Source organism: Agrococcus pavilionensis RW1, assembly GCF_000400485.1.
Taxonomy (GTDB): domain Bacteria; phylum Actinomycetota; class Actinomycetes; order Actinomycetales; family Microbacteriaceae; genus Agrococcus; species Agrococcus pavilionensis.
The window spans coordinates 26,253-48,197 of sequence record NZ_ASHR01000046.1 but is presented as its reverse complement, the minus strand read 5'-3'; the positions used below and the strand labels follow the sequence as shown (position 1 = coordinate 48,197).

General features: G+C 73.9%; 22 protein-coding genes and 1 rRNA gene. 4 read left to right on the top strand and 19 right to left on the bottom strand.

From position 1 onward, the window contains the following. Nucleotides 1-74 precede the first annotated feature (74 nt). Nucleotides 75-1,337 carry an MFS transporter gene (locus L332_RS28905; protein WP_021011850.1) on the top strand — a complete coding sequence of 421 codons (1,263 nt, stop codon included), beginning with the start codon at nucleotides 75-77 and terminating at the stop codon, nucleotides 1,335-1,337. 38 nt (nucleotides 1,338-1,375) lie between these two features. Beyond that, a complete protein-coding gene (pdxY, locus tag L332_RS28900; RefSeq protein ID WP_021011849.1) occupies nucleotides 1,376-2,227 on the top strand; it encodes a pyridoxal kinase PdxY in 852 nt (283 codons plus the stop codon). Nucleotides 2,228-2,466: 239 nt separating this feature from the next. Here the strand turns inward: pdxY and der are convergent, their stop codons facing one another. Genes der through L332_RS28865 form a run of 7 tightly spaced genes read right to left on the bottom strand, consistent with a single transcriptional unit; the run spans nucleotide 2,467 to nucleotide 8,822 of the window. Further along, nucleotides 2,467-3,966, bottom strand: coding sequence for a ribosome biogenesis GTPase Der (der, locus tag L332_RS28895; protein WP_021011848.1), 1,500 nt, complete (start codon nucleotides 3,964-3,966; stop codon nucleotides 2,467-2,469). Continuing rightward, on the bottom strand, nucleotides 3,959-4,639 hold the full coding sequence (gene cmk, locus L332_RS28890; protein ID WP_021011847.1) for a (d)CMP kinase: 681 nt from the start codon (nucleotides 4,637-4,639) through the stop codon (nucleotides 3,959-3,961). The genes der and cmk overlap by 8 nt, the downstream gene beginning before the upstream one ends. Beyond that, entirely contained in the window at nucleotides 4,636-5,715 is a 1,080-nt protein-coding gene (locus L332_RS28885; RefSeq protein ID WP_021011846.1) for a prephenate dehydrogenase, read from the bottom strand. The genes cmk and L332_RS28885 overlap by 4 nt, the downstream gene beginning before the upstream one ends. Nucleotides 5,716-5,761: 46 nt before the next feature. Beyond that, nucleotides 5,762-6,514 carry a pseudouridine synthase gene (locus L332_RS28880; protein ID WP_021011845.1) on the bottom strand — a complete coding sequence of 251 codons (753 nt, stop codon included), beginning with the start codon at nucleotides 6,512-6,514 and terminating at the stop codon, nucleotides 5,762-5,764. Continuing rightward, nucleotides 6,511-7,128 (bottom strand): SMC-Scp complex subunit ScpB, encoded by a 618-nt coding sequence (gene scpB / locus L332_RS28875; RefSeq protein WP_031224456.1) that lies wholly within the window; start codon nucleotides 7,126-7,128, stop codon nucleotides 6,511-6,513. The genes L332_RS28880 and scpB overlap by 4 nt, the downstream gene beginning before the upstream one ends. Then, entirely contained in the window at nucleotides 7,115-7,960 is an 846-nt protein-coding gene (locus L332_RS28870; protein WP_021011843.1) for a segregation and condensation protein A, read from the bottom strand. Before L332_RS28870 ends, scpB begins: the two co-directional genes overlap by 14 nt. After that, nucleotides 7,944-8,822, bottom strand: coding sequence for a ParA family protein (locus L332_RS28865; RefSeq protein WP_021011842.1), 879 nt, complete (start codon nucleotides 8,820-8,822; stop codon nucleotides 7,944-7,946). The genes L332_RS28870 and L332_RS28865 overlap by 17 nt, the downstream gene beginning before the upstream one ends. Before the next feature lie 233 nt (nucleotides 8,823-9,055). Here L332_RS28865 and L332_RS28860 point away from each other — a divergent pair, with 233 nt between their 5' ends. Further along, entirely contained in the window at nucleotides 9,056-9,526 is a 471-nt protein-coding gene (locus L332_RS28860) for a GNAT family N-acetyltransferase (protein WP_021011841.1), read from the top strand. Between the two features lie 4 nt (nucleotides 9,527-9,530). Here L332_RS28860 and xerD read toward each other — a convergent pair whose 3' ends face one another. From xerD to L332_RS28825, 8 genes are read right to left on the bottom strand one after another with little or no spacing between them, the layout of a single operon-like run. Next, on the bottom strand, nucleotides 9,531-10,433 hold the full coding sequence (xerD, locus tag L332_RS28855) for a site-specific tyrosine recombinase XerD (RefSeq protein ID WP_021011840.1): 903 nt from the start codon (nucleotides 10,431-10,433) through the stop codon (nucleotides 9,531-9,533). A 4-nt stretch (nucleotides 10,434-10,437) separates the two neighbouring features. Then, nucleotides 10,438-11,052, bottom strand: coding sequence for an NUDIX domain-containing protein (locus L332_RS28850; RefSeq protein WP_021011839.1), 615 nt, complete (start codon nucleotides 11,050-11,052; stop codon nucleotides 10,438-10,440). Continuing rightward, the gene (locus L332_RS28845) at nucleotides 11,052-12,752 is read right to left on the bottom strand and encodes a CTP synthase (protein ID WP_021011838.1); all 1,701 of its coding nucleotides are present in this window, start codon (nucleotides 12,750-12,752) and stop codon (nucleotides 11,052-11,054) included. Before L332_RS28845 ends, L332_RS28850 begins: the two co-directional genes overlap by 1 nt. Before the next feature lie 11 nt (nucleotides 12,753-12,763). Next, entirely contained in the window at nucleotides 12,764-14,458 is a 1,695-nt protein-coding gene (gene recN, locus L332_RS28840) for a DNA repair protein RecN (protein ID WP_021011837.1), read from the bottom strand. Beyond that, the gene (locus L332_RS28835) at nucleotides 14,455-15,375 is read right to left on the bottom strand and encodes an NAD kinase (protein ID WP_021011836.1); all 921 of its coding nucleotides are present in this window, start codon (nucleotides 15,373-15,375) and stop codon (nucleotides 14,455-14,457) included. Before L332_RS28835 ends, recN begins: the two co-directional genes overlap by 4 nt. After that, nucleotides 15,372-16,160, bottom strand: a complete 789-nt coding sequence (locus L332_RS28830; protein WP_021011835.1) for a TlyA family RNA methyltransferase — start codon at nucleotides 16,158-16,160, stop codon at nucleotides 15,372-15,374. Before L332_RS28830 ends, L332_RS28835 begins: the two co-directional genes overlap by 4 nt. Before the next feature lie 5 nt (nucleotides 16,161-16,165). Then, nucleotides 16,166-16,291 (bottom strand): hypothetical protein, encoded by a 126-nt coding sequence (locus L332_RS30910; RefSeq protein ID WP_021011834.1) that lies wholly within the window; start codon nucleotides 16,289-16,291, stop codon nucleotides 16,166-16,168. Then, a complete protein-coding gene (locus L332_RS28825) occupies nucleotides 16,288-17,277 on the bottom strand; it encodes an NAD-dependent epimerase/dehydratase family protein (protein WP_021011833.1) in 990 nt (329 codons plus the stop codon). The genes L332_RS30910 and L332_RS28825 overlap by 4 nt, the downstream gene beginning before the upstream one ends. A gap of 22 nt (nucleotides 17,278-17,299) precedes the next feature. Between L332_RS28825 and L332_RS28820 the strand changes: the two genes are divergently transcribed. Next, nucleotides 17,300-18,004, top strand: a complete 705-nt coding sequence (locus L332_RS28820; protein WP_021011832.1) for a phosphotransferase — start codon at nucleotides 17,300-17,302, stop codon at nucleotides 18,002-18,004. A gap of 10 nt (nucleotides 18,005-18,014) precedes the next feature. Here L332_RS28820 and L332_RS28815 read toward each other — a convergent pair whose 3' ends face one another. The 4 genes from L332_RS28815 to rrf form a co-directional block, all read right to left on the bottom strand. Further along, the gene (locus L332_RS28815; RefSeq protein WP_021011831.1) at nucleotides 18,015-18,824 is read right to left on the bottom strand and encodes an MBL fold metallo-hydrolase; all 810 of its coding nucleotides are present in this window, start codon (nucleotides 18,822-18,824) and stop codon (nucleotides 18,015-18,017) included. 52 nt (nucleotides 18,825-18,876) lie between these two features. After that, complete coding sequence (locus tag L332_RS28810) at nucleotides 18,877-19,917, bottom strand: HAD-IIA family hydrolase (RefSeq protein WP_021011830.1); 1,041 nt, start codon at nucleotides 19,915-19,917, stop codon at nucleotides 18,877-18,879. After that, entirely contained in the window at nucleotides 19,917-20,957 is a 1,041-nt protein-coding gene (locus tag L332_RS30830; protein WP_144061119.1) for a tetratricopeptide repeat protein, read from the bottom strand. Before L332_RS30830 ends, L332_RS28810 begins: the two co-directional genes overlap by 1 nt. A 786-nt stretch (nucleotides 20,958-21,743) precedes the next feature. Further along, nucleotides 21,744-21,860, bottom strand: a 5S ribosomal RNA gene (gene rrf, locus L332_RS28800). Between the last annotated feature and the right edge of the window lie 85 nt (nucleotides 21,861-21,945).

Here is a 21,945-nt window from a genome sequence, read left to right as displayed (position 1 = left end):
CCCCGCGCTCAAAGAAGCTGAGGCACGTCGGAGCGCATCCGCCCGGGTGCCCGGCGCGTAGCATCGACAGCAGCATGCAGCTGACGCCCGCGCGACGGTCCCTCGCGCTCTTCACCCTCGCGCTCGGCGGATTCGGGATCGGCACGACCGAGTTCGCGACGATGGGCATCCTCCCCCTCGCCGCGAGCGACCTCGTGCCCGCGTTCGACGCCGACCCCGAGGGCGGCATCGCGCACGCCGGGTGGCTCATCACCGCCTACGCGCTCGGCGTCGTCGTCGGCGCGCCGCTCGTGTCGGTCTGGGCGGCTCGGATGTCGCAGAAGACCCTCGTGCTGCTGCTCGCGGCCGCGTTCGCGGTCGCGAACCTCGCGAGCGGCCTCATGCCGACGTTCGAGCTCACGGTCGCCGCGCGCTTCGTCGCCGGTCTCCCCCACGGCGCGTACTTCGGCGTCGCGGCGCTGCTCGCCGCGCGCATCATGGGGCCGGGGCGGCAGGGCGCCGGCGTCGCGCTCGCCCTGTCGGGGCTCACGATCGCGAACATCATCGGCGTGCCGCTCGGCACGTGGCTCGGTCAGGCGGCCGGCTGGCGCTGGACGTACGCGGCCGTCGCCGTCATCTTCCTCGTCACGCTCGTGCTCGCCGCGATCGCGCTCCCGAGGCAGCCCGGCGACGCGACGCGGAGCGCTCGGCGCGAGATCGCGGCGTTCCAGAACCCCCGGCTGTGGCTCATGATCGCCGTCGGCTGCATCGGCTTCGGCGGATTCTTCGCCGTCTACTCGTACGCGGCCGAGATCGTCACCCGCGTCGCGGGCCTGCCGGAACCGGCGATCGCGTGGCTGCTCGCGACGGTCGGCGTGGGCATGACGATCGGCAACGCGATCGGCGGCTGGGCGAGCGACCGCAGCATCCGCCGATCGATCCTGATCGGCTTCCCGGTGCTCATCGCGTCGCTCGCGCTCTTCGGGCTGCTCGGGTGGCAGCCGGTCGCGCTCTTCGCGCTCGCGTTCATGGTCGGCGGCGCCGGCTCGGTGCTCAACCCGGCGATCCAGGCGCGCATCATGAGCATCGCGGGCGACGCCGAGCTGCTCGGGGCGGCGACGAACCACGCGGCCTTCAACGTCGGCAATGCGATCGGGGCGGCCCTCGGCGGCGCGGTCATCGCGGCCGGGCTCGGCTACCTCGCGCCCGCCTGGATCGGCGTCGCGCTCGCCGGCGCCGGCTTCCTCATCGCGATCTGGAGCCTCGCGATCGACCGCCAGCCCGACACCGCGACGCACCACGTCGTCGCGACCGTGCTCGGGCCCACCACTGCCGGCATCGAGGTCGTCGACCGCTGACGCACGGCACGCCCGGCGGGCAGTGCGAGAATCGACGGATGAGGTTCCTGTCGATCCAGTCGCACGTCGCCTACGGGCACGTCGGCAACTCCGCGGCCGTCTTCCCCCTGCAGCGCGCGGGGCACGAGGTGTGGCCGGTGCTCACCGTCAACTTCTCGAACCACACCGGCTACGGCGCGTGGGGCGGGCCGCTCATCCCCGCCGACGACGTGCGCGCCGTGGTGGCGGGCATCGAGGACCGCGGGGTGCTCGGCACGGTCGACGGCGTGCTCTCGGGCTACCTCGGCGGGGAGGCGATCGTCGAGGTCGTGCTCGACGCGGTGGCGCGCGTGAAGGCCGCGAACCCGCAGGCGACCTACACGTGCGATCCCGTGATGGGCAACGCGAAGTCGGGCTGCTTCGTCGCGCCCACGATCCCGCCGCTCATCCGGGAGCGAGCGCTGCCGGTCGCCGACATCATCACGCCCAACCAGTTCGAGCTCGGCTTCATGACCGGCACCGACCCGGACACGATCGATTCGACGCTCGAGTCGGTCGACCGCGCGCGCGACCTCGGCCCCGACACGGTGCTCGTCACGAGCGTGCTGCGCCCCGACCGCGAGCCCGACACGATCGAGATGCTCGCGGTCGACGGCGAGGGCGCGTGGATCCTCCAGACTCCGCACCTGCCGTTCAAGGCCAACGGCTCGGGCGACGTCACGAGCGCGCTCTTCACCGCGCACTACCGCGAGAGCGGCTCGGCGAAGGTCGCGCTCGAGCGCACGGCCTCGAGCGTCTTCGACCTGCTGCAGGTGACGCTCGACTCGGGCGAGCGCGAGCTGCGGATCGTGCAGGCGCAGGATGCGTTCGCGCACCCGCGCATGCAGTTCGAGGCACGCCAGGTGCGCTGAGCGCCACCCGCTCGGCAGATCACCCCGCTCGTCGAGGAGGCACGTGCCACCCCGCTCGTCGAGGAGGCCCGCAGGGCCGTGTCGAGACGACCGAGACGCGTCTCGATACGCGGCCTGCGGCCGCTACTCGACGAACGGGGGTGCGGGCGCCTATCGGCGCTCTCTCTTCTCCCGCCCTCGGCCCAGAGGGCTTCGGCGCGTCCGGCTCGGAGGCCCGAAAGGGCCTCCGAGGAGAGCGCCTATCGGCGCTCTCTCTTCTCCCGGACGCGCATGTTCACCACGATGGGGGTGCCCTCGAAGCCGTAGTCCTCGCGCAGGCGGCGCTCGATGAAGCGCCGGTACTGCGGGTCGAGGAAGCCGGTCGTGAACAGCACGAAGGTCGGCGGCCGCGTGCCAGCCTGCGTTGCGAACAGGATGCGCGGCTGCTTGCCGCCCCGCAGCGGGTGCGGATGCGCGGCGACGAGATCGGCGATGAAGGCGTTGAGCTTGCCGGTGGGGATGCGCTTGTCCCACGACTCGAGCGCCGTCTCGAGCGCCGGCACGAGCTTCTCGAGGTGGCGGCCCGTGCGGGCCGAGATGTTGACGCGCGGCGCCCACGCGACGTGCGCGAGGTCCTGCTCGATCTCGCGCTCGAGGTAGCGGCGGCGCTCGTCGTCGAGCTGGTCCCACTTGTTGAACGCGAGCACGAGCGCGCGCCCCGACTCGAGCACGAGGTCGATGATGCGCACGTCCTGCTCCGAGAGCGCCTCGGTGACGTCGAGCAGCACGACCGCGACCTCCGCCTTCTCGAGCGCGGCCTGTGTGCGCAGCGTCGCGTAGAAGTCGGCGCCCTGCTGCAGGTGCACACGGCGGCGGATGCCGGCCGTGTCGACGAAGCGCCACACGCGGCCGCCGAGCTCGATCTGCTCGTCCACCGGGTCGCGCGTCGTGCCCGCCATGTCGTTGACGACGACGCGCTCCTCGCCGGCGGCCTTGTTGAGCAGGCTCGACTTGCCGACGTTCGGGCGGCCGAGCAGCGCGACGCGACGCGGCCCGCCGAACTCCTCCTTCGCGACCGCCGAGACCTCCGGCAGCGCCTTGATCGCGAGGTCGAGCAGGTCGGCGACGCCGCGGCCGTGCAGCGCCGAGACGGGGTAGGGCTCGCCGAGCCCGAGGCTCCACAGCGACGCGGCCTCGAGGTCGCGTCGCGAGTCGTCCGACTTGTTGGCGACGAGCAGCACGGGCCGCTGCGACTGCCGCAGCATCCGCACGACGTGCTCGTCGGTCGAGGTGGGGCCGACGTTGACGTCGACGACGAACAGCACGGCGTCGGCGAGCTCGACGGCGATCTCGGCCTGCTGCGCGACCGAGCGGTCGATGCCGCGCGCGTCAGGCTCCCAGCCGCCCGTGTCGACGAGCGTGAAGCGGCGCCCGTTCCACTCCGCCTTGTACGAGACCCGGTCGCGCGTGACGCCCGGCGTGTCCTCGACGACCGCCTCGCGACGGCCGAGGATGCGGTTCACGAGCGCCGACTTGCCCACGTTCGGGCGGCCGACGATCGCGAGCACAGGCAGCGCCGGCTCGAGCCGGTAGGCGTCCTCGTCGTCCTCGCCCGCCTCGAGCAGCGCGGCGTCCTCCTCGTCGAGCTCGTAGTCGGCGAGGCCCGCGCGCAGCGCGGAGACCCGCGCCTCGTCGGTCTCGACCTCGGCCTCGAAGTCGGGCTCGAGCTCCCGCTCGTCGCCCCGCGTCTCGTCAGTCATGGCTCTCCTCGGTCACGAGGCGCACGATGGCCTCCACGGTCTCGTCGAATGTCAGGTCGGTCGAGTCGACGACCGTCACGCCCTCGGCTGCGCTCAGGAAGTCGACGACCTTGGCGTCGGATGCGTCGCGCGCGGCCAGGCGGGCACCCACCTGCCGCTCGTCACCGCCCACGTCGCCGAAGCGGCGGCGGATGCGCACGGCCTCGTCGGCGGTCAGCAGCACGCGCACGTCGGCGTCGGGCGCGACGACGGTCGTGATGTCGCGCCCCTCGGCCACGATGCCGGGCCGAGCCTCGGCGATGATCGCCCGGAACCGCACGTTGACCGCCTCGCGCGCCGGCAGCGTGCGGGCGACGCCCGACACGGCGGCCGAGATGCGCTCGCTGCGGATCGCCTCGGTCACGTCGTGGCCGGCGATCGCGACGCGCTGACCGCTCGCGTCGACGGTGAGCTCGAGCGAGTCGAGCGAGTCGAGCGCGCCGATGACGGTCGCGGGGTCGTCGGTGTCGCCGCCCCGCTCGAGGATGAGCCACGCGAGCGCGCGGTAGGCGGCGCCGGTGTCGAGGAACTGGAAGCCGAGCTCGCGCGCGACCGCGCGCGCGACCGACGACTTGCCGCTGCCCGCGGGTCCGTCGATCGCGACGACGGTCGCCGCCTGTGCGCCGGCGGTCATGCGACCACCTGCCAGCCGAGCTGCTCGAGCGCCTCGTGCAGCGGCTGCAGCGCATCGGGCAGCACGGTGATCTCGACGACGCCGAACTGCGCGCCCTCGGCGTGCTCGATGCGCACGTCCTCGAGGTTGACGTCGGCGTCGCCGATGTCGGCGAGCAGCCGCGCGAGCTGCCCCGGGCGGTCGTCGATGCGCACCTGCACGCGCGTGAAGCGCGCGTGCGTGCCGTGCTTGCCCGGCAGGCGCGCAACGCCCTCGTTGCCCGCGCGCAGCGCATCCGCCACCGTCCTCCGGCTCCCGGATGCGTCGAGCGCGTCGAGCGCGTCGACGAGGCTCGCGAGGTCGGCCTGCATCGCGCGCAGCTGCTCGACGACGGCGGGGGCGTTCGCGCCCAGGATCTGGATCCACAGCGCGGGGTCGGACGCCGCGACGCGCGTGACGTCGCGCACGCCGCCGCCCGCGAGCCGCAGCGCCTCGTCGGGCGCGTCGGCGAGCCGGGCGGCCATGAGCGACGAGACGAGCTGCGGCACGTGGCTCACGATCGCGACGGCGCGGTCGTGCTCCTCGGGCGTCGACTCGATCGGCACGGCGCCCAGGTCGAGGATGAGGTCGTCGACGAGGCTGCCGCGCTCGTAGGAGATGTCGTCGTGGCCCGCGATGACCCACGGGCGGCCGACGAAGAGGTCGCCCGAGCCGGCGAGCGCGCCCGAGCGCTCCCGGCCGGCCATCGGGTGGGAGCCGAGGTAGCGACTGACGTCGGCGCCGAGCTCGCGGAGCTCGGCGAGCGGCACGGCCTTGACCGACGCGACGTCGGTGACCACCGCATCCGGGAACGCCTCGAGCTCGGCCGCGACGACGCGCGCCGTGACGTCCGGCGGCACGGCGACGACGATGAGCTCGGGCCGGTCGCCCGGCCGCGCGAGCCGCCCGGCGCCGAAGTCGGCGGCGAGCCGCTCGGCGGTGGGGCTCGCGTCGCGCAGCTGCACCTCGACGCCACGCGCCGAGAGGCCGAGGCCGATCGAGGTGCCGAGGAGCCCGGTGCCGACGATGCGCACGGGACCGCGCAGTCGGTGGGTCACGGACGCTCCTCCAGGGATGGTGTCGGGGGCCGCGCTGGGCGGCGGTTCAGCGCTCGGACCTCGCGAGGGTGAGGATGGCGCCTCGCTCCATGCTAGTGAGTTCGCGCACGCGGCCCGACCGGAGGGTGCCGAGGTGGAGCGGCCCGAAGGAGCGCCGCACGAGCTCGACGACCGGGTGGCCGACGTGGTCGAGCATGCGCCGCACGATGCGGTTGCGGCCCGAGTGGAGGGTGAGCTCGACCATCGAGTGGCCCTGCGAAGGGCGGCCGACGAGCCGCGCGGCGTCGGCGTGGATCTCGCCGTCGTCGAGCTCGAAGCCGTCGAGCAGCCGGCGGATGACGCGCTGGTCGACCGCGCCGCGCACCTTCGCGACGTACGTCTTCTCGACCCCGAAGGAGGGGTGCGCGAGCACGTGCGCGAGCTCGCCGTCGTTCGTGAGCAGCAGCAGACCCGACGTGTCGGCGTCGAGCCGGCCGACGTTGTAGACGCGCTCCCCCACCTCGTCGGTGAACTCGCGCAGGTCGCGCCGGCCCTGCTCGTCGCGCATCGTCGAGACGACGCCCGTGGGCTTGTTGAGCATGAGGTAGCGCTTCGTGACGTCGAGCTGCACGGCGGTGCCGTCGACCGTCACCCGGGCGTCGGGGCGGATGCGCGTGCCGAGCTCGGTGACGACGCTCCCGTCGACCTCGATGCGGCCGGCGACGATCATGTCCTCGACGACGCGGCGGCTCGCGACGCCCGCGGCGGCGAGCACCTTCTGCAGGCGCTCGCCCTCGGGCTGCGTGGTGGGATCGGTCATGCGAGCACGTCCTCCTCGCCGTCGGGCAGCAGCGGGCTGATCGGGGGCAGCTCGTCGAGCGAGTTGAGGCCGAGCTGCGTCAGCAGCAGCTCGGTCGTCTCGTAGTGGATCGCGCCGGTCTCGGAGTCGGCGAACGCCTCGCGGATGAGGCCGCGGCCGAGCAGCGTGCGCACGACCGAGTCGACGTTGACGGCGCGGATCGCGGCGACGGCGCCGCGCGTGATCGGCTGCTTGTAGGCGATGACCGCGAGCGTCTCGAGCGCCGCTTGCGAGAGCCGCGTGGGCGTCTGGGTGAGCACGAAGTCGGCCGCGTCGGCGTCGTACGCCTCGCGCACGTAGATGCGCCAGCCGCCGCCGACCTCGCGCAGCTCGAAGCCGCGCTCGGGGCCGGCCGGACGATCCCCGACAGGCTCGCCGTCGTAGTCCGCGCGGAGCGCCTCGATCGCCGCCTTGACCGCCTTCACGGGCGCCTGCAGCGCGGTCGCGAGGTGCACCGCGCCCTGCGGCTCGTCGGCGACCATGAGGATCGCCTCGATGCGGCGCTCGAGCGGGACGTGCGAGCGGTCGGCTGCGCGCGCGTCGTCCACCACCGCATCCGTCTCAGGCATGGTCATAGTCTGCCCCCAGTGCGACGAGGTCCTCGTCGCGGAAGTCGTGGCCGGTCCAGCTGATCGAGAGCTCGCCGAGCGGCTCCACCTGCTCGAAGGTGATCGCCGCGTGGCGGTAGAGCTCGAGCACCGCGAGGAAGCGCGCGACGATGACGCCGCGCGTCGCCTCCCCCGCGATGAGCTCGCGGAAGGTGGTCGTGCCCGCGGTGCGGAGCGTCGCGACGATGTGCGCGGCCTGCTCGCGGATCGACACGAGCGGCGCGTGCAGGTGCCCGAGCCCGACGGTCGGGATCTCCTTCGGCGTGAGCGCGAGGAGCGCGAGCGCCGCGAAGTCGTCGGGCGAGAGCGTCCACTTGAGCTCGGGCACGCGCTGCCGGAAGCGCTCCTCGAGCCGCACCGAGCGCGCGTGGCGGCCGCTCTCGGCGGCGATGCGCTCCGCCATCCACGCCGCGGCCTGCTTGAAGGCGCGGTACTGCAGCAGCCGGGCGAAGAGCAGGTCGCGCGCCTCGAGCAGCGCGACGTCCTCGCTGTCGACGACGTCGCCCGCCGGCAGCAGCGAGGCGATCTTGAGGTCGAGCAGCGTCGCGGCGACGACGATGAACTCGCTCGCCTGCTCGAGCTCCTCGTGCGTGTCGAGCGTGCGGACGTAGGCGATGAACTCATCCGTCACGCGCGAGAGCGCGATCTCGGTGACGTCCATCGAGCGGTTGCCGATGAGCGTCAGCAGCAGGTCGAAGGGGCCGTCGAAGTTGTCGAGCGCGAGGCGGAAGCCGCGGCGCTCCTCCTCGGCGGCCGACTCCCCCGCCTCGGGCGCGACGGGCTCAGGCGATGGCGCCACGGTGGATCAGCTCGCGGGCGAGCTGTCGGTAGACCTCCGCGGCGCTGTGGTCGGGCGCGAACTGCGTCACCGGCACCCCGGCGACGGATGCGTCGGGGAACTTCACCGTGCGGCGCACGACGGTCTCGAGCACGGTCTCGCCGAACGCATCCACGACCCGCTCCATGACCTCGCGCGCGTGCAGCGTGCGGGCGTCGTACATCGTGACGAGGATGCCGTCGAGCTGCAGGGCGGGGTTGAGGCGGTCCTGCACCTTGTCGATCGTCTCCTTGAGGAGCGCGACGCCGCGGAGCGCGAAGAACTCGCTCTCGAGCGGGATGAGCACGCCGTGCGCGGCGGTGAGCGCGTTGACGGTCAGCAGGCCGAGCGAGGGCTGGCAGTCGATGAGGATGAGGTCGTAGTCGTCGGCGACCTTGCGCAGCACGCGCGCGAGGATCTGCTCGCGGGCGACCTCGTTGACGAGGTGCACCTCGGCGGCCGAGAGGTCGATGTTCGCGGGGATGACGTCGAGCCCGGGCGTGCTCGTCTGCTGGATCGCCTCGCGCGGGTCGAGCCTGGAGTTCAGCAGCAGGTCGTAGATCGTCGTCGCGTCGTGGTTGTCGACGCCGAGGCCCGCCGAGAGCGCGCCCTGCGGGTCGAAGTCGACCGCGAGCACGCGGCGGCCGTACTCGGCGACCGCGGCACCGAGGTTGATCGACGTCGTCGTCTTGCCGACGCCGCCCTTCTGGTTGCACATCGTGATGATGCGCGCCGGGCCGTGGCTCGGCAGCGGCGCCGGCACCGCGAAGTCGCGCGCGGGACGCCCGGTCGGCCCGAGCGCGGGCGCCTCCAGGCCGGTCAGGGTCTCGCTGCTCGTGCTCATGGCTTCGAGTCTAGGAACGCGGCGCGCCTCCGCCCCGCAGGCGCGGACGGCGTGTATCTCAACCTCTGGTTGAGGCTCAGCGCGCCGGATCGAAGCGGCAGCCATGCACAGACGCCCCCTCGACAGGTGCGCTTCCGCCCGACAGGGGCGGGCGTGCCGGCCCCTGTCGGGCGGAGGCGCACCGGGCGACGGATGCCGAGGGCAGCACGCGCCGCGAGTGGGACGATGCAGGCATGGACGTGGTGGTGCGGCAGGCGGCGGATGCGGAGCTCGAGGCGGTCGCGGACCTGCGGTGGCGGTGGGTGCGGGAGTCGAGCGACGAGCCGCTGCCCGAGCGGAGCGCGTACGCCGCGGAGGCGGCCGCGTGGGCTCGCGCGCACGGCGACTCGCACGTGCCGCTCGTCGCCGTCGCGGACGGCGAGGTCGTCGGCATGGCGTGGCTCGCGATCCAGTCGCGCGTGCCCTCGCCGCGCGCGCTCGAGCGCCGCTCGGGCGACCTGCAGAGCTGCTACGTCGTGCCCGAGCACCGCGGCGCGGGCCTCGGCCGCCGGCTCGCCGAGGCCGTGCTCGACGAGGCTCGGCGGCGCGGCCTCGAGCACGTGACGGTGCACTCGAGCGTCGAGGCGATCCCCGTCTACGAGCGGGCCGGCTTCCGCGCCAACCCGCGGTCGCTCTACGCCGACGGCGCGATCCCCGAGCGGTAGCCGCTCAGCGGGCGCGCGGATGCGCGGTCGTGTACATGTCGCGGAGCGTGTCGGCGGTCACGTGCGTGTAGATCTGCGTCGTCGCGACCGAGGCGTGGCCGAGCAGCTCCTGCACGACGCGCACGTCGGCACCGCCTTCGAGCAAGTGGGTCGCGAACGAGTGGCGGAACGTGTGCGGCGAGACGTGCTCGACCCCCGCCTCCTCGGCGACGCGCTGGATGATCTCCCACGCCGCCTGGCGGCTGAGCCGCCCGCCGCGCGCGCCGAGCAGCAGGGCCGGTCCCCCGCGCCCCTTCGCCGCGAGCGCGGGCCTGCCGCGCACGAGCCACGCGTCGACCGCCGCGCGCGCGAACGAGCCGACCGGCACGAGCCGCTGCTTCGCGCCCTTGCCCGTCACGCGCACGAGCCCGTGCTCGCTCTCGAGGTCGTCGACGTCGAGCCCGAGCACCTCCGAGATGCGCGCGCCGGTCGCGTAGAGGAGCTCGAGCAGCGCCCGATCGCGGAGGCCCGCGGGGTCGTCGCCGCTCGGGGTCTCGAGCAGCCGCTGCATCTGCGAGACCGAGATGCCCTTCGGCAGCCGCTGCGGCAGCTTCGGCGGCCGCTCGTCGCGCGTGACGTCCTCGCTCGCGACCCGCTCGTCGACGAGCCAGCGGTGCAGCGCCTTGACCGCCGAGAGGTGGCGGGCGACGGAGGAGGCGGCGAGCCCGCGGTCCGCGAGCGCCGCGCGGAAGGCGGCGACGTCCTCGCGCGCGATCGCCGACGCATCCGTCACCCCGCGCGCCTCGAGCACCGCGACGTAGCCGGCGAGGTCGCGCCGGTAGGCGGCGATCGTGTGCGCCGAGAGCCCTCGCTCGACCGCGAGCTGGCGCAGCAGCCGCTCGACCGCGACCGCCGGCGACGTGGTCACGGCGTCACGGCCGGTGCGCGGGGTGCCAGTCGAACGGCGCGTCGGCCGGGTGGGCGGCGATGCCCCGCGCGCGCATCGCGTGCAGCGCGAGCACGGCCGACAGCAGCGTCGCGTTGTGCAGGCGCATCGCGAGCGCCGCCTCGACGACCTCGTCGAGCGGCACCCAGCGGCGCTCCATCGCGGCCTCCTCGTGGACGCGCGCGAACGCATCCGGGAGCTCGCGCACGTCGGTCGCGAGGTAGACGCGGATGATCTCGGTCGAGCCGCCGCCGGTCGGCGAGAGGTCGAGGAGCGTGCGCCACGAGCCGGCCTCGAGGTCGGTCTCCTCGGCGAGCTCGCGCTGCGCGGCGGCGAGCGGGTCCTCGCCGTCGACGTCGAGCAGGCCGGCGGGCAGCTCCCACAGCGTGCCGCCGGCGGGGTGGCGGTACTGGTGCACGAGCATGACCTCGTCCCGCTCGTTCATGGCGACCACCGCGACGGCACCGGGGTGCACGATGACCTCGCGCACGATCCGCTCGCCGTCGAGCTCGAGCTCGTGCCGCTCGACGTCCCAGATGCGTCCGGAGAACAGCCGCTCGCTCTCGAGCACCGGCTGCCGCCCGAGCGCATCGGCGAGCATCAGGCGGTCTCGATCGGCTCGTCGGTCTCGTCGAAGAGCTTCGAGGCGCGCTGCCGGTCGAGGGCGGCCGCGACGAGGCCGCGGAAGAGCGGATGCGCGCGGTTGGGCCGGCTGCGGAGCTCCGGGTGCGCCTGCGTGGCGATGTAGAACGGGTGGCCGGGCAGCTCGACGTACTCGACGAGGTGGCCGTCGGGCGAGGTGCCGCTGAACCACAGCCCCGCCTCGGCGATCTGCTCGCGGTAGGCGTTGTTGACCTCGTAGCGGTGGCGGTGGCGCTCCTCGGCGGAGTCGGCGCCGTAGAGCTGCGCGGCGAGCGAGCCCTCGGCGAGCTTCGCCTCGTAGATGCCGAGCCGCATCGTGCCGCCGAGGTCGCCGCCGTGGATGTGCTGCTCCTGCTCGGCCATCGTCGCGATGACGGGCGCCGGGGTGTCGACGTCGAACTCGGTCGAGGAGGCGCCCTCGATGCCCGCGAGGTTCCGCGCGGCCTCGATCACCATGCACTGCAGGCCGAGGCAGATGCCGAGCGTGGGGATCTCGTTCTCGCGCGTGAACCGCAGCGCGCCGAGCTTGCCCTCGATGCCGCGGATGCCGAAGCCGCCGGGCACGACGATGCCGTCGAGCTCGCCGAGCTGGGCGGCCGCGCCCTCGGGCGTCTCGCAGTCGTCGGAGCGGATCCAGCGGAGGTTGACCTTCGTCTGGTTCGCGAAGCCGCCGGCCTTGACCGCCTCGGTCACCGACAGGTACGCATCCGGGAGGTCGATGTACTTGCCGACGAGGCCGATCGTGACCTCGTGCTTGGGGTTGTGCACGCCGTCGAGCACGGGCTGCCAGCGCGACCAGTCGATCTCGCCCGCCGTGAGGCCGAGCTGCTCGATGATGTACGCGTCGAGGCCCTGCTCGGTGAGCATGCTCGGGATGTCGTAGATCGAGGGCTTGTCGATCGCGTTGACGACCGCGCGCTCCTCGACGTCGCACATGAGCGCGATCTTCTTGCGGTTCGACTCGCTCACCGGCCGGTCGCTGCGCAGCACGAGCGCGTCGGGCTGGATGCCGATCGAGCGGAGGGTCGCGACCGAGTGCTGCGTCGGCTTCGTCTTCTGCTCGCCGGAGGCGCCGAGGAACGGCACGAGCGAGACGTGCACGAAGAAGACGTTCTGGCGACCGAGCTCGTGGCGGATCTGGCGCGCCGACTCGATGAACGGCTGCGACTCGATGTCGCCGACGGTGCCGCCGATCTCGGTGATGATGACGTCGGGCTGCGGGTCCTGCTCGGACTGCAGGCGCATGCGGCGCTTGATCTCGTCGGAGATGTGCGGGATGACCTGCACCGTGTCGCCGAGGTACTCGCCGCGGCGCTCGCGCTCGATGACGCGCGAGTAGATCTGGCCGGTCGTGACGTTCGCCGCCTGCGAGAGGTCGACGTCGAGGAAGCGCTCGTAGTGGCCGATGTCGAGGTCGGTCTCGGCGCCGTCGTCGGTGACGAAGACCTCGCCGTGCTGGAACGGGTTCATCGTGCCAGGGTCGACGTTGAGGTAGGGGTCGAGCTTCTGCATCACGACGTGCAGGCCGCGCGCGGTCAGCAGGTTGCCGAGCGACGCGGCGGTGAGTCCCTTGCCGAGCGAGGAGACGACACCGCCCGTGACGAAGATCTGCTTGGTCACCTTGGCCGACGTGTCGGTCCCGTTCGCACTGAGGTCCACGGGCTTCGAGCCTAACCCACCGCGCCCGAGTCTTCGAGCAACTCGCGGGCGTGGGCGAGCGCGGTCTCGGATGCGGTGCCCGAGAGCATGCGGGCGAGCTCGGCCAGGCGCTCCTCCCCCTCGACCGCGGCGACCTGGGAGGCCGTGATGCGGCCGTCGGTGCCCTTCTCGACCCGCACGTGGTGCTCGGCGAACGCCGCGACCTGCGCGAGGTGGGTGACGACGATCACCTGGCAGTGCTGCGCGAGCCGCGCGAGCCGCCGCCCGATCTCGGTCGCGGCGGCGCCGCCGACGCCCGCGTCGACCTCGTCGAAGACCATCGTCGGCACGCTCTCGTCGGCGAGCGCGACCTCGATCGCGAGCATGATGCGACTGAGCTCGCCGCCCGACGCGCCCCGCTGGATGGGGCGCGGCTCGGCGCCCGGGTGCGGCGCGAGCAGCATCGTCACGCGGTCGCGGCCGGTCGCGCCGAGCGCCTCGGCCTGCGCGACCTCGACGACGAGCCGCGCGTTCGGCATCGCGAGCGCCCGGAGCTCCTCCCCGACCGCGGCCTCGAGCCGCGTCGCCGCCTCGCGCCGGAGCACGCTCAGCCGGTCGGCGAGCGCGGTCGCCGCCTCGAGGTGCCGCTCCTGCTCGGCCTCGAGCCGCTCGAGCTCCGCCTCGTCGCCCTCGAGCTCGGCGAGCCGCAGCGCCGCGGCCGGCGCCGCGTCGAGCGCCTCGTCGAGCGGCCGGCCGAGCCGCCGCTCGAGCGCGGAGAGCTCGGCGCGCCGCTGCTGCACCTCGTCGAGGCTGCGCTCGGGCCGCTCGAGGTCGTCGAGCGCCGTCACGATCGAGGCCGACGCCTCCTGCAGCAGCGCATCGGCCTGCACGAGCAGCTCGAGCGCCTCCGCGAGCGCCGCGTCGTCGCCCGCGGCGCGCTCGACGAGCCGGCGCGCCTGACCGGCGAGCGTCACCGCGTCGGGCGCGTCGTCGTCGTTCGAGAGCGCCTGGTGGGCCTCGCCGAGGTCGGCGCGCAGCGACTCCGAGTGCTCGAGCCGGTGCGCGAGCGCCGCGAGCTCGTCCTGCTCGCCCGGCTGCGGGTCGAGGGCCTCGAGCTCCTCGAGCTCCTCGCGGATGCGCGCGGCCTCGGCTGCGCGGGCGTCGTGCTCGGCGCGGATGCGCTCGGCCGTCTCGCGCGTGTCGGTCCAGGCCGCGTGCGCGGCGCGGTACTCGGCGAGCAGCTCCTGCAGCGCCGCGCCGGCCGCGCGGTCGAGCGCCGCGGCCTGCGCTTCCGCCGAGCGCAGCCGCTGCTGGTCGGACTGCCCGTGCACGGCGACGAGCCGGTCGGCGAGCTCGCGCAGCAGCCCGGCGGGCACGGCTGCGCCCCCGGCCTGGGCGCGCGAGCGGGCGGTCGCCTCGGGCGTGCGCGTGAGCGCCCGGCCGAGGATGAGCTCGCCGTCGTCGACCGTGCCGCCCGCGTCCTCGACGAGACCCACCGCATCCGCGTCGTCGACGATCCACACGCCCTGCACCGCGGCGCGCTCCTCGCCCGAGCGGATGACGCCCGCGTCGGCGCGCTCGCCGCGCAGGAGCGCGAGCGCCTGCACGACCATCGTCTTGCCCGCGCCCGTCTCTCCGGTGATCGCGGTGAAGCCCGGTCCGATCGGCACGCGCGCGTCGTCGATGACGCCGAGCGAGCGGATCGTCAGCTCGTCGAGGCGCGTCACAGCCGCTTCCGCCGGAATCCCTCCACCGGCAGGTGGAACTTCGCGACGAGCCGGTCGGCGAACGGCGCCTTCGACAGCCGAGCGAGGCGCAGCGGCTTCGCGTCGCGCGTCGCCTCGACGCGCGAGCCCTGCGGCAGGTCGAACGAGCGGCGGGAGTCGCACCACAGCACCGCGGGGTGCGTCGAGTCCTCGGCGATCGTGACCGCCATGGTCGAGGTCGGCGCGACGACGAGCGGGCGCGTGAAGAGCGCGTGCGCGCCGAGCGGCACGAGCAGCAGCACCTCGGCGGTCGGCCAGACGATCGGGCCGCCGGCGGAGAAGGAGTAGGCGGTCGAGCCGGTGGGCGTCGACAGCAGCACGGCGTCGGTGCCGAACGACGAGACCGCGCGGCTGTCGATCTCGAGCAGGGTCGTGATCATGCGGCCCGAGCCCGACTTCTCGATCGCGGCCTCGTTGACCGCCCACGTCTCGTGCACGAGCTCGTCGCCGCGGAACACCCGCACGCACAGCGTCAGCCGCTGCTCGACCTCGTAGTCGCGCAGGAGCGCGCGCTCGACGACCTCGGCCGACTCGGCGACCTCCGCCTCGGCGAGGAAGCCGACGTGGCCGAGGTTGATGCCGAGCAGCGGCGCGTCGAGCTCGCGCTGCAGCTCGGCCGCGCGCAGGATCGTGCCGTCGCCGCCGAGCGTCATGATGAGCTCGACCTCGATGGGCCCGGAGCGGTCCCAGCCCTCGACGGCGGTGAGGGCGGGCTCGGCCTCGAGCAGCACGGGCCGGTCGTCGGTGAGCACGACGGGCGTCACGCTCGCAGCGAGCAGCCGCCGCGCGATCGTGACCGCGCTCTCGACCGCCTCGGCGCGGCCGGGGTGGAACGCGAGCAGGAAGCGGCGCTCCGCGACGTCTCCCGCCTCGTTCACCGCGCCTCCTTCGACAGCCGCTCGCACTCGTCCAGCCATTCTGTCGGATTCGACCCTGCGGTCGCCGAGAGGTGGGCGAGGTACTCGAGGTTGCCGCGCGCGCCGACGATCGGGCTGCCGATGAGGCCGGCGGTGCCGAGCCCCGCGTCCCACGCCGCCCACAGCACGCGCTCGATCGCCTGCGCGCGGAGCGCCGGGTCGGTGACGATGCCCTCGCGCACCCCCGTGCGGCCCACCTCGAACTGCGGCTTGATGAGCACGACGAGATCGGCGCCGGGCGCGGCGACGCCGACGAGCGGCCCGATCGCGAGCGCGAGCGAGATGAACGAGAGGTCGGCCGTGACGAGCGTCGGCGCGGGCTCGATCGAGCCGGGCTCGAGGTCGCGCACGTTGCGCCCCTCGAGCAGGGTGATGGGATGCGTCGACACGTCGAGCTGGAACTGGCCGTGCCCGACGTCGAGCGCAGTCACATGCCGCGCGCCGCGCGCGAGCAGCACCTGGGTGAAGCCGCCAGTCGACGCGCCCGCGTCGAGCGCGTCGCGACCCGACGCATCCACCCGGAACGCGTCGAGCGCGGCGATGAGCTTGTGCGCCGCGCGCGAGACCCACGCGTCGGTGCCCGAGACCGCGATCTCGGCGCCGACCGGCACCTTGTGGCTCGCCTTCACGACGCCGCGCCCGTCGACCGAGACGAGGCCGGCGGCGATGCGCTGCTGCGCCTGGCTGCGGCTGCGCGCGAGGCCGCGCTCGACGAGCGCCTGATCGAGCCGGATGGCGTCAGCCACGCGGATCAACCACGGACTGCCCCGAGCTCGGCCTGCAGCCGGTCGTGGATGCGGGCCAGCTGGTCCGCGCGCTCCTCGAGCGGCTGCTGCTCGAGCAGCTCGAGCTCGTCGAGGAGGTGCTCTTCCGTCATGACGTCGAGGCTAGCGAATCGATGACGCGGAGCTCGTCGGCGCGCGAGAGCCTGTTGGCGCTCGGGCGGTCGAGGCCGCGCCCCTGCTCGTCGGCCAGTACGTCGACGAGCATGCCCTCGAGCGGGCGGTGCTCGCCGCCCGCGGCGCGGTAGCGCGCGCTCGAGCGCTGCGCGTGCGGCTCGAGTGCGGCGGGCAGCGTGAGCGGCAGCGCCCGCGGCCCTGCCCAGTGGCCGACGTCGGCCGCCTCGAGCTGCGCGTCGGTCGCGAGCACGAGCTCGCCCGTGTGGCCCGCGATGCCGCGGGCGGTCTCGATGAGCGCGTGCAGCCGCCGCTCGGCGCCGACGGCGTTCACGACGCCGTCGATCGCGGGTGCCCGGACGACGAGGAAGGTCGCGAGGTCGCGCACGTCGATCGTCTGGGTCGCCTGGTCTCGCGCGGGCACGAGCACGGGGCCGTCGGCCGCGAGCGCGAGCCGCGCGACCCAGTGGCCGAAGCGGTCGCTGGCGTCGCCCGGGCCGCCGATGAGCCCGGGGCGCACGACGAGGAGCCGCGCGCCGAGCCGCTCGCGCAGGGCGCGCTCGATCCACGCCTTCGCGCCGCCGTAGTCCCCCTCCGACTCGGACTCGGGCACGAGCTCGTCGTCCTCGTCGGCGCCGACGGGCGCCTCGAGCCGCTGCGCCGAGACCGACGAGACGAACGTCCAGTGCGCTGCGTGATCCGCGAGCGCGTCGAGCGCGCCGCGCGCGTGGCGCGGGATGCGGGTGACGTCGACGACCTCGTCCCACTCCCCGGAGAGCGCGTCGTACGCATCCGCCGCATCTCGGTCGGCCCGCTCGAGCCGAGCGTCATCGGGGGCAGCGCCCGCTTCGCCGCGCGCGAGGCACGTGACCTCGGCGCCGCGCTCGACGTGACCCTGCGCGACCGCGCGGCCGAGCCACTGCGTGCCGCCCAGCACGAGCACCCGCCGCGGGGTCGTCTCGCTCATGGCGCCACGCTAGCGTCACGGCGTGACCACCGGAGCCGCCGACGTGCCGCCGCCCAGCACGCGAGTGCCGGCCGCGATCGCCGCAGTCGCCGGCGACGCCCCGCTCGAGCTCGTCTGGCGCAACGAGCAGGGCGGCGTGACCGCGCGCATCGAGCGGCCCGGCGGCGCGGTCTTCGCGAAGTGGAACCCGGCCGGCAGCATCGAGTCGCTGCGCGCCGAGGCCGAGCGGATGCGCTGGCTCGCCCGGGTGGGGTCGGTGCCGGTGCCGCGCGTGCTCGCCGAGCGCTCGGTCGCTGCGGGCGAGCTGCTCGTGACCGCCGCGATCCCGGCTGTCTCGATCGTCTCGCCGGCCGGGCGCCGCTCCCCGGCGGCGGCCGCGGCCGCGCTCGGCGCGGGGCTGCGAGCGCTGCACGCGATCGACGTGGCGTCGTGCCCCTTCCCGGCGCCGGACTGGACGGCGCGCGAGCCGGTCGACGAGCCGGTCGTCTGCCACGGCGACCCGTGCGCGCCGAACACGCTCATCGCGAGCGGCGCGTTCGCCGGGCTCGTCGACCTCGGGCGCGTGGGTGTGTCGGATCGCTGGGCGGACCTGGCGATCGCGTCGTGGTCGCTCGAGTGGAACGGCCTCGCGACGGCCGAGTCCGCCTTCTGGCGCGCCTACGGGCGAGCTCGCGACGAGTCGCGCATGGCGCGGTGGCGCGCGCTGTGGGAGCCGCCGCCCGCGTGAGCGGCTCGGCTCAGTCGATGCCGGCGGCGCGCGCCGCCCGCGCGGCTGCGCGCACGCCCTCGCGCCACACCTCGCCGTGCCCCGGCAGCACGATCGTCGCGTCGGTCTCCTCGAGCGCGTCGAGCGAGCGGAGCGCGAGCTCGGGCTTGACGGTCGCGGCGCCCGCGACGACCCGCGGGCCGGTGCGGGTCGTGTAGGGGTCGAGCGTCACGAGGGCGTCGCCGCTGATGACCGCACCGCGGTCGGGCAGGTGCAGCGCCACGTGCCCGTCGGTGTGGCCCGGTGTCGCGACGACGCGCGGGCTGCCCGGCAGGTCGAGCACCGCGTCGGCCTCGATCGGCACCGTGCCGCGCACGCCGTCGACGCTGAGCGCGCCGACGGAGGTCATCGCGGCGAAGATCGGCAGCGAGCCGGGATAGCGGAAGGGGTACCAGAGCCGCGAGTTCGCGGTGCGGTAGCGGTAGGGGTGCCGCGCGATGCGCGCGTCGCCCTGGTGCAGCCACAGCGGCACGCCCTCGCGCTGCAGCCCCTCCGCCATGCCGAGGTGGTCGAAGTGCGCGTGCGTGAGCACGAGCGCCCGCACGTCGGCGATCGAGCGCCCGATCGTCGCCAGGGCCGTGTCGAGGTGCGGCCGGCTGCGCGGGAAGAGTGAGTCGACGAGGATGACCGCTCCCCCGTCCTCGATCAGGTAGGCGTTCGTCGACGCGTGCTGGAGGCGGTGGATGCCCGGGGCGACGTCGCGCTCGAGCACCGCCTGACGGCGTCGGCGGACGGCGCCCGTGCGGCACCCGCTGTCGGACTCGGTCGTGGAGGGAAGCATGCCCCCATTCCAGCGCGCCGACCTGGACGGCGCACCGGGCGAACGTCCAGCCTCAGAGGGCGAGCAGCTCGTCGGCGACGCGCAGGCCCAGCACCGGGCGATCGGCGCTCCACACCGCAGCGCACGCGGCGCGGATCGTGTCGACGGGTCGATCGCCGGCGCGCGCGAGCGTGATGTCGATCCCCGAGCGCCGCACCGCTGCGCGACCGACCTCGAAGTACATCGCGCGCGTCGACGTCTCCAGCGTCTCGCGCACCGGGAGGATCGGCTGCTGGAGGTCGCGCAGGTCCTCGATCACGTGGTCTGGCCGCATCGACGGATCGGCGCCGATGAGGCTCGCGCCCCGGTCGATGCCCGTGAGCACCGCGATCGAGCGGATGCCCGCCCGCCTCGCGCCGAGGATGTCGGTGTCGAGGCGGTCGCCGATCATGACGGGCGACCGAGCGCCGAAGCGCGCCGCCGCGACGTCGAACATCGGTGTCTCGGGCTTGCCCGCGAACTCCGCGAGCCTGCCGACGGCCGTGTGCACGGCGGAGACGAGGGTGCCGTTGCCCGGCGCGATGCCGCCGGCCACGGGGATCGTCCAGTCGCCGTTCGTCGCGATCCACGGGATGCCGCCGTGCTCGGGCTTGCGCGCGAGCGCGAACGACGCCTCGGCGAGGTCGTTCCAGCCGACGGTCGGGTGGAAGCCCTGCACGACCGCCTTCGGCTGCTCTGCCGCGGTGCGCACGACGCGCCACCCGCGGGCCTCGATCTCGACCACGATGCCGGCGCCGCCGACGACGAGCACGGGGTCTCCCGGCTGCAGGTGCCGCTCGAGCAGCAGCATCGCAGCCTGCGGGCTCGTCACGACGTCGCCGGGCTCGACCGGCAGGCCGAACGAGCGCAGGTGCTCCGCCACCTCGGCGTCGGTGCGGGATGCGTTGTTCGTGAGGAACGCGGTCGGCAGACCGGTCGCGACGATGCTCTCGACGGCGTGCGGGATCGCGTGCGGGCCCTTGTAGACGACGCCGTCGAGGTCGAGGTAGAGGAAGTCGGCTCCGTCGATCGGGGTCGGCTCCGGCGCCGGCTGCGCCTTCCGGAACAGGCCCATCAGCGCGTGCCCTCGGGGCGCTCCTCGCCCTCGATGAGGTCGTCGCCGAAGAGCGCGTCACCGAAGAGCGCGTCGTCGCCCGCGACCGACATGCCGGCCTCCGACTCCACTCCCTCCGATCCGACGGCCTCGCCCTGCGGCTCGCCCTCGTCGATCGGTTCCTGAACCACCGGCGCATCGGTCTCGACGTCCGCGGCGACCTCGCTCGACGCCTCCTCCGCTGCGGACTCCTCGGCCTCGCCATCGAGCGGGACGTCGACCGAGCCGGCGGCAGGCGCCTCGTCGACGCCGTGCACCTGGTCGGCGTCCTGCACCTCGTCGGCGTCCTCGGCGATCGGCGACTCGAGCCGCTCCGTGGTGATCACGATCTCCTCGAGCTCCCCCGGTCGCAGCGCGTCCTCGAGCGCGTCGATCGCGCGATCGGCGAGCTCGAACCACTCGGCCGCCTCCTCGTCGCGGCCGAGCTCCTCGAGCACGGCTCCGAAGCTCGCGAACAGCGCGGGGCTGTACTCGAACGCCTTGTCCTTCCGGAGCTCCGGGATGCGGAGCTCCTCGAGCGCTGCCTCCTTCTGCCCGAGGTCGAGGCGCGCTCCGGACTTCACGATCGCGAGCTCGACGCGCACGGGCGTCTCGAGCGTGGATGCGTCGACCGAGCGGGCGAGCTCGAGCGCCTTCTCGGGGCGTCCGAGTCCGCGCTCGCAATCGGCCATGAGCGGCAGCTGGTCATCGCGCCCGGTGATGCGGCGGTAGGTGCGCAGCTCGCGGAGCGCGAGGGTGAAGTCGCCGAGCTGGTAGGCGGTGATCGCGAGCGTCTCCCGGACGACGCCGATGCGGCCCGCGCGCCGCGACGCCGCGAGCGCGTGCTGGTGCGCGAGCTCAGGGTCCTCGTCGATGAGCCGCGACGCCATCGCCATGTGCTTCGCGACGAGCTCGGCGTTCTCCTTCGTCAGCGTCTTGAGCTGCGCGCGAGCGCCGATGTCGAGATCCTCCGGTGCGACATCATCGGGCAGGTGCGGCGGCACGAAGCCGTCGTCGCGCACCTGCTTGAAGCTCTCGCCCGTGCCGTCGCCGCGACGCTCGAAGTCGCGGCCCGGCCGCGCGGCATCCCGCTGCGGGCCGGAGTTCCTCGAGCGCTGATCGTCGCGCCGCTGCTGGTCCTTGCGACCGAAGCGGTCGCCATCGCGCTGCGGACGGCGGTCCCCATCGCGCTGCGGACGCGAGTCCCGGTCGAAGCGGCGCTCACCGCCGCGCTGCGGCCGACGGTCACCGTCACGCTGCGGACGCGAGTCCCGGTCGAAGCGGCGCTCACCATCGCGCTGCGGCCGACGGTCACCGTCACGCTGCGGACGCGAGTCCCGGTCGAAGCGGCGCTCACCATCGCGCTGGGGACGACGGTCGCCATCACGCTGCGGACGCGAGTCGCGATCGAACCGGCGCCCACCGTCGCGCTGGGGACGACGATCCCCGTCGCGCTGCGGACGGGCGTCGCCGAACCGGCGCTCGCCATCGCGCTGCGGACGACGGTCGTTCTCCCGCTGGGGACGCGAGTCGCCCCCGGCGCGGTAACCGGTGTCGCCGGGGCGCAGCGGCTTGCGGTCTGCGTCGCGCGACTGCCCGCGGTCGCTCGAACGCGATCCGTCCCGCGCGGGCCGGCCATCGCCGTAGCGACGGTCACCGTCACGCTGGGGTCGACGGTCTCCTGCGTCGCGCCGGCGGTCGCCGTCGCGCGAGCTGCGATCTGCCTTGTCGTTCACGGCACCATTCCATCCGGGTCCAGAAACGGAAAAAGGGGCCCCAGACGAATCTGGGGCCCCTTTCCAAAAGAAGTCCGGCGGTGTCCTACTCTCCCACAGGGTCCCCCCTGCAGTACCATCGGCGCTGAGAGCCTTAGCTTCCGGGTTCGGAATGTGACCGGGCGTTTCCCTCTCGCTATGGCCGCCGAAACACTATTGATGTTTCAGTTCGCACAGCTCTTCGCATGAAGCGAAGGGCTGCAGTCCTCGACCGTACATCGAGAACCACAAAGTG

Bases quoted from the DNA above. Each gene is read 5' to 3' on its own strand.
- L332_RS28905 (WP_021011850.1), top strand. From the start codon at position 75: ATGCAGCTGACGCCCGCGCGACGGTCCCTCGCGCTCTTCACCCTCGCG.
- pdxY (WP_021011849.1), top strand. From the start codon at position 1,376: ATGAGGTTCCTGTCGATCCAGTCGCACGTCGCCTACGGGCACGTCGGC.
- der (WP_021011848.1), bottom strand. From the start codon at position 3,966: ATGACTGACGAGACGCGGGGCGACGAGCGGGAGCTCGAGCCCGACTTC.
- cmk (WP_021011847.1), bottom strand. From the start codon at position 4,639: ATGACCGCCGGCGCACAGGCGGCGACCGTCGTCGCGATCGACGGACCC.
- L332_RS28880 (WP_021011845.1), bottom strand. From the start codon at position 6,514: ATGACCGATCCCACCACGCAGCCCGAGGGCGAGCGCCTGCAGAAGGTG.
- scpB (WP_031224456.1), bottom strand. From the start codon at position 7,128: ATGACCATGCCTGAGACGGATGCGGTGGTGGACGACGCGCGCGCAGCC.
- L332_RS28865 (WP_021011842.1), bottom strand. From the start codon at position 8,822: ATGAGCACGAGCAGCGAGACCCTGACCGGCCTGGAGGCGCCCGCGCTC.
- L332_RS28860 (WP_021011841.1), top strand. From the start codon at position 9,056: ATGGACGTGGTGGTGCGGCAGGCGGCGGATGCGGAGCTCGAGGCGGTC.
- L332_RS28850 (WP_021011839.1), bottom strand. From the start codon at position 11,052: ATGCTCGCCGATGCGCTCGGGCGGCAGCCGGTGCTCGAGAGCGAGCGG.
- L332_RS30910 (WP_021011834.1), bottom strand. From the start codon at position 16,291: ATGACGGAAGAGCACCTCCTCGACGAGCTCGAGCTGCTCGAGCAGCAG.
- L332_RS28825 (WP_021011833.1), bottom strand. From the start codon at position 17,277: ATGAGCGAGACGACCCCGCGGCGGGTGCTCGTGCTGGGCGGCACGCAG.
- L332_RS28815 (WP_021011831.1), bottom strand. From the start codon at position 18,824: ATGCTTCCCTCCACGACCGAGTCCGACAGCGGGTGCCGCACGGGCGCC.
- L332_RS28810 (WP_021011830.1), bottom strand. From the start codon at position 19,917: ATGGGCCTGTTCCGGAAGGCGCAGCCGGCGCCGGAGCCGACCCCGATC.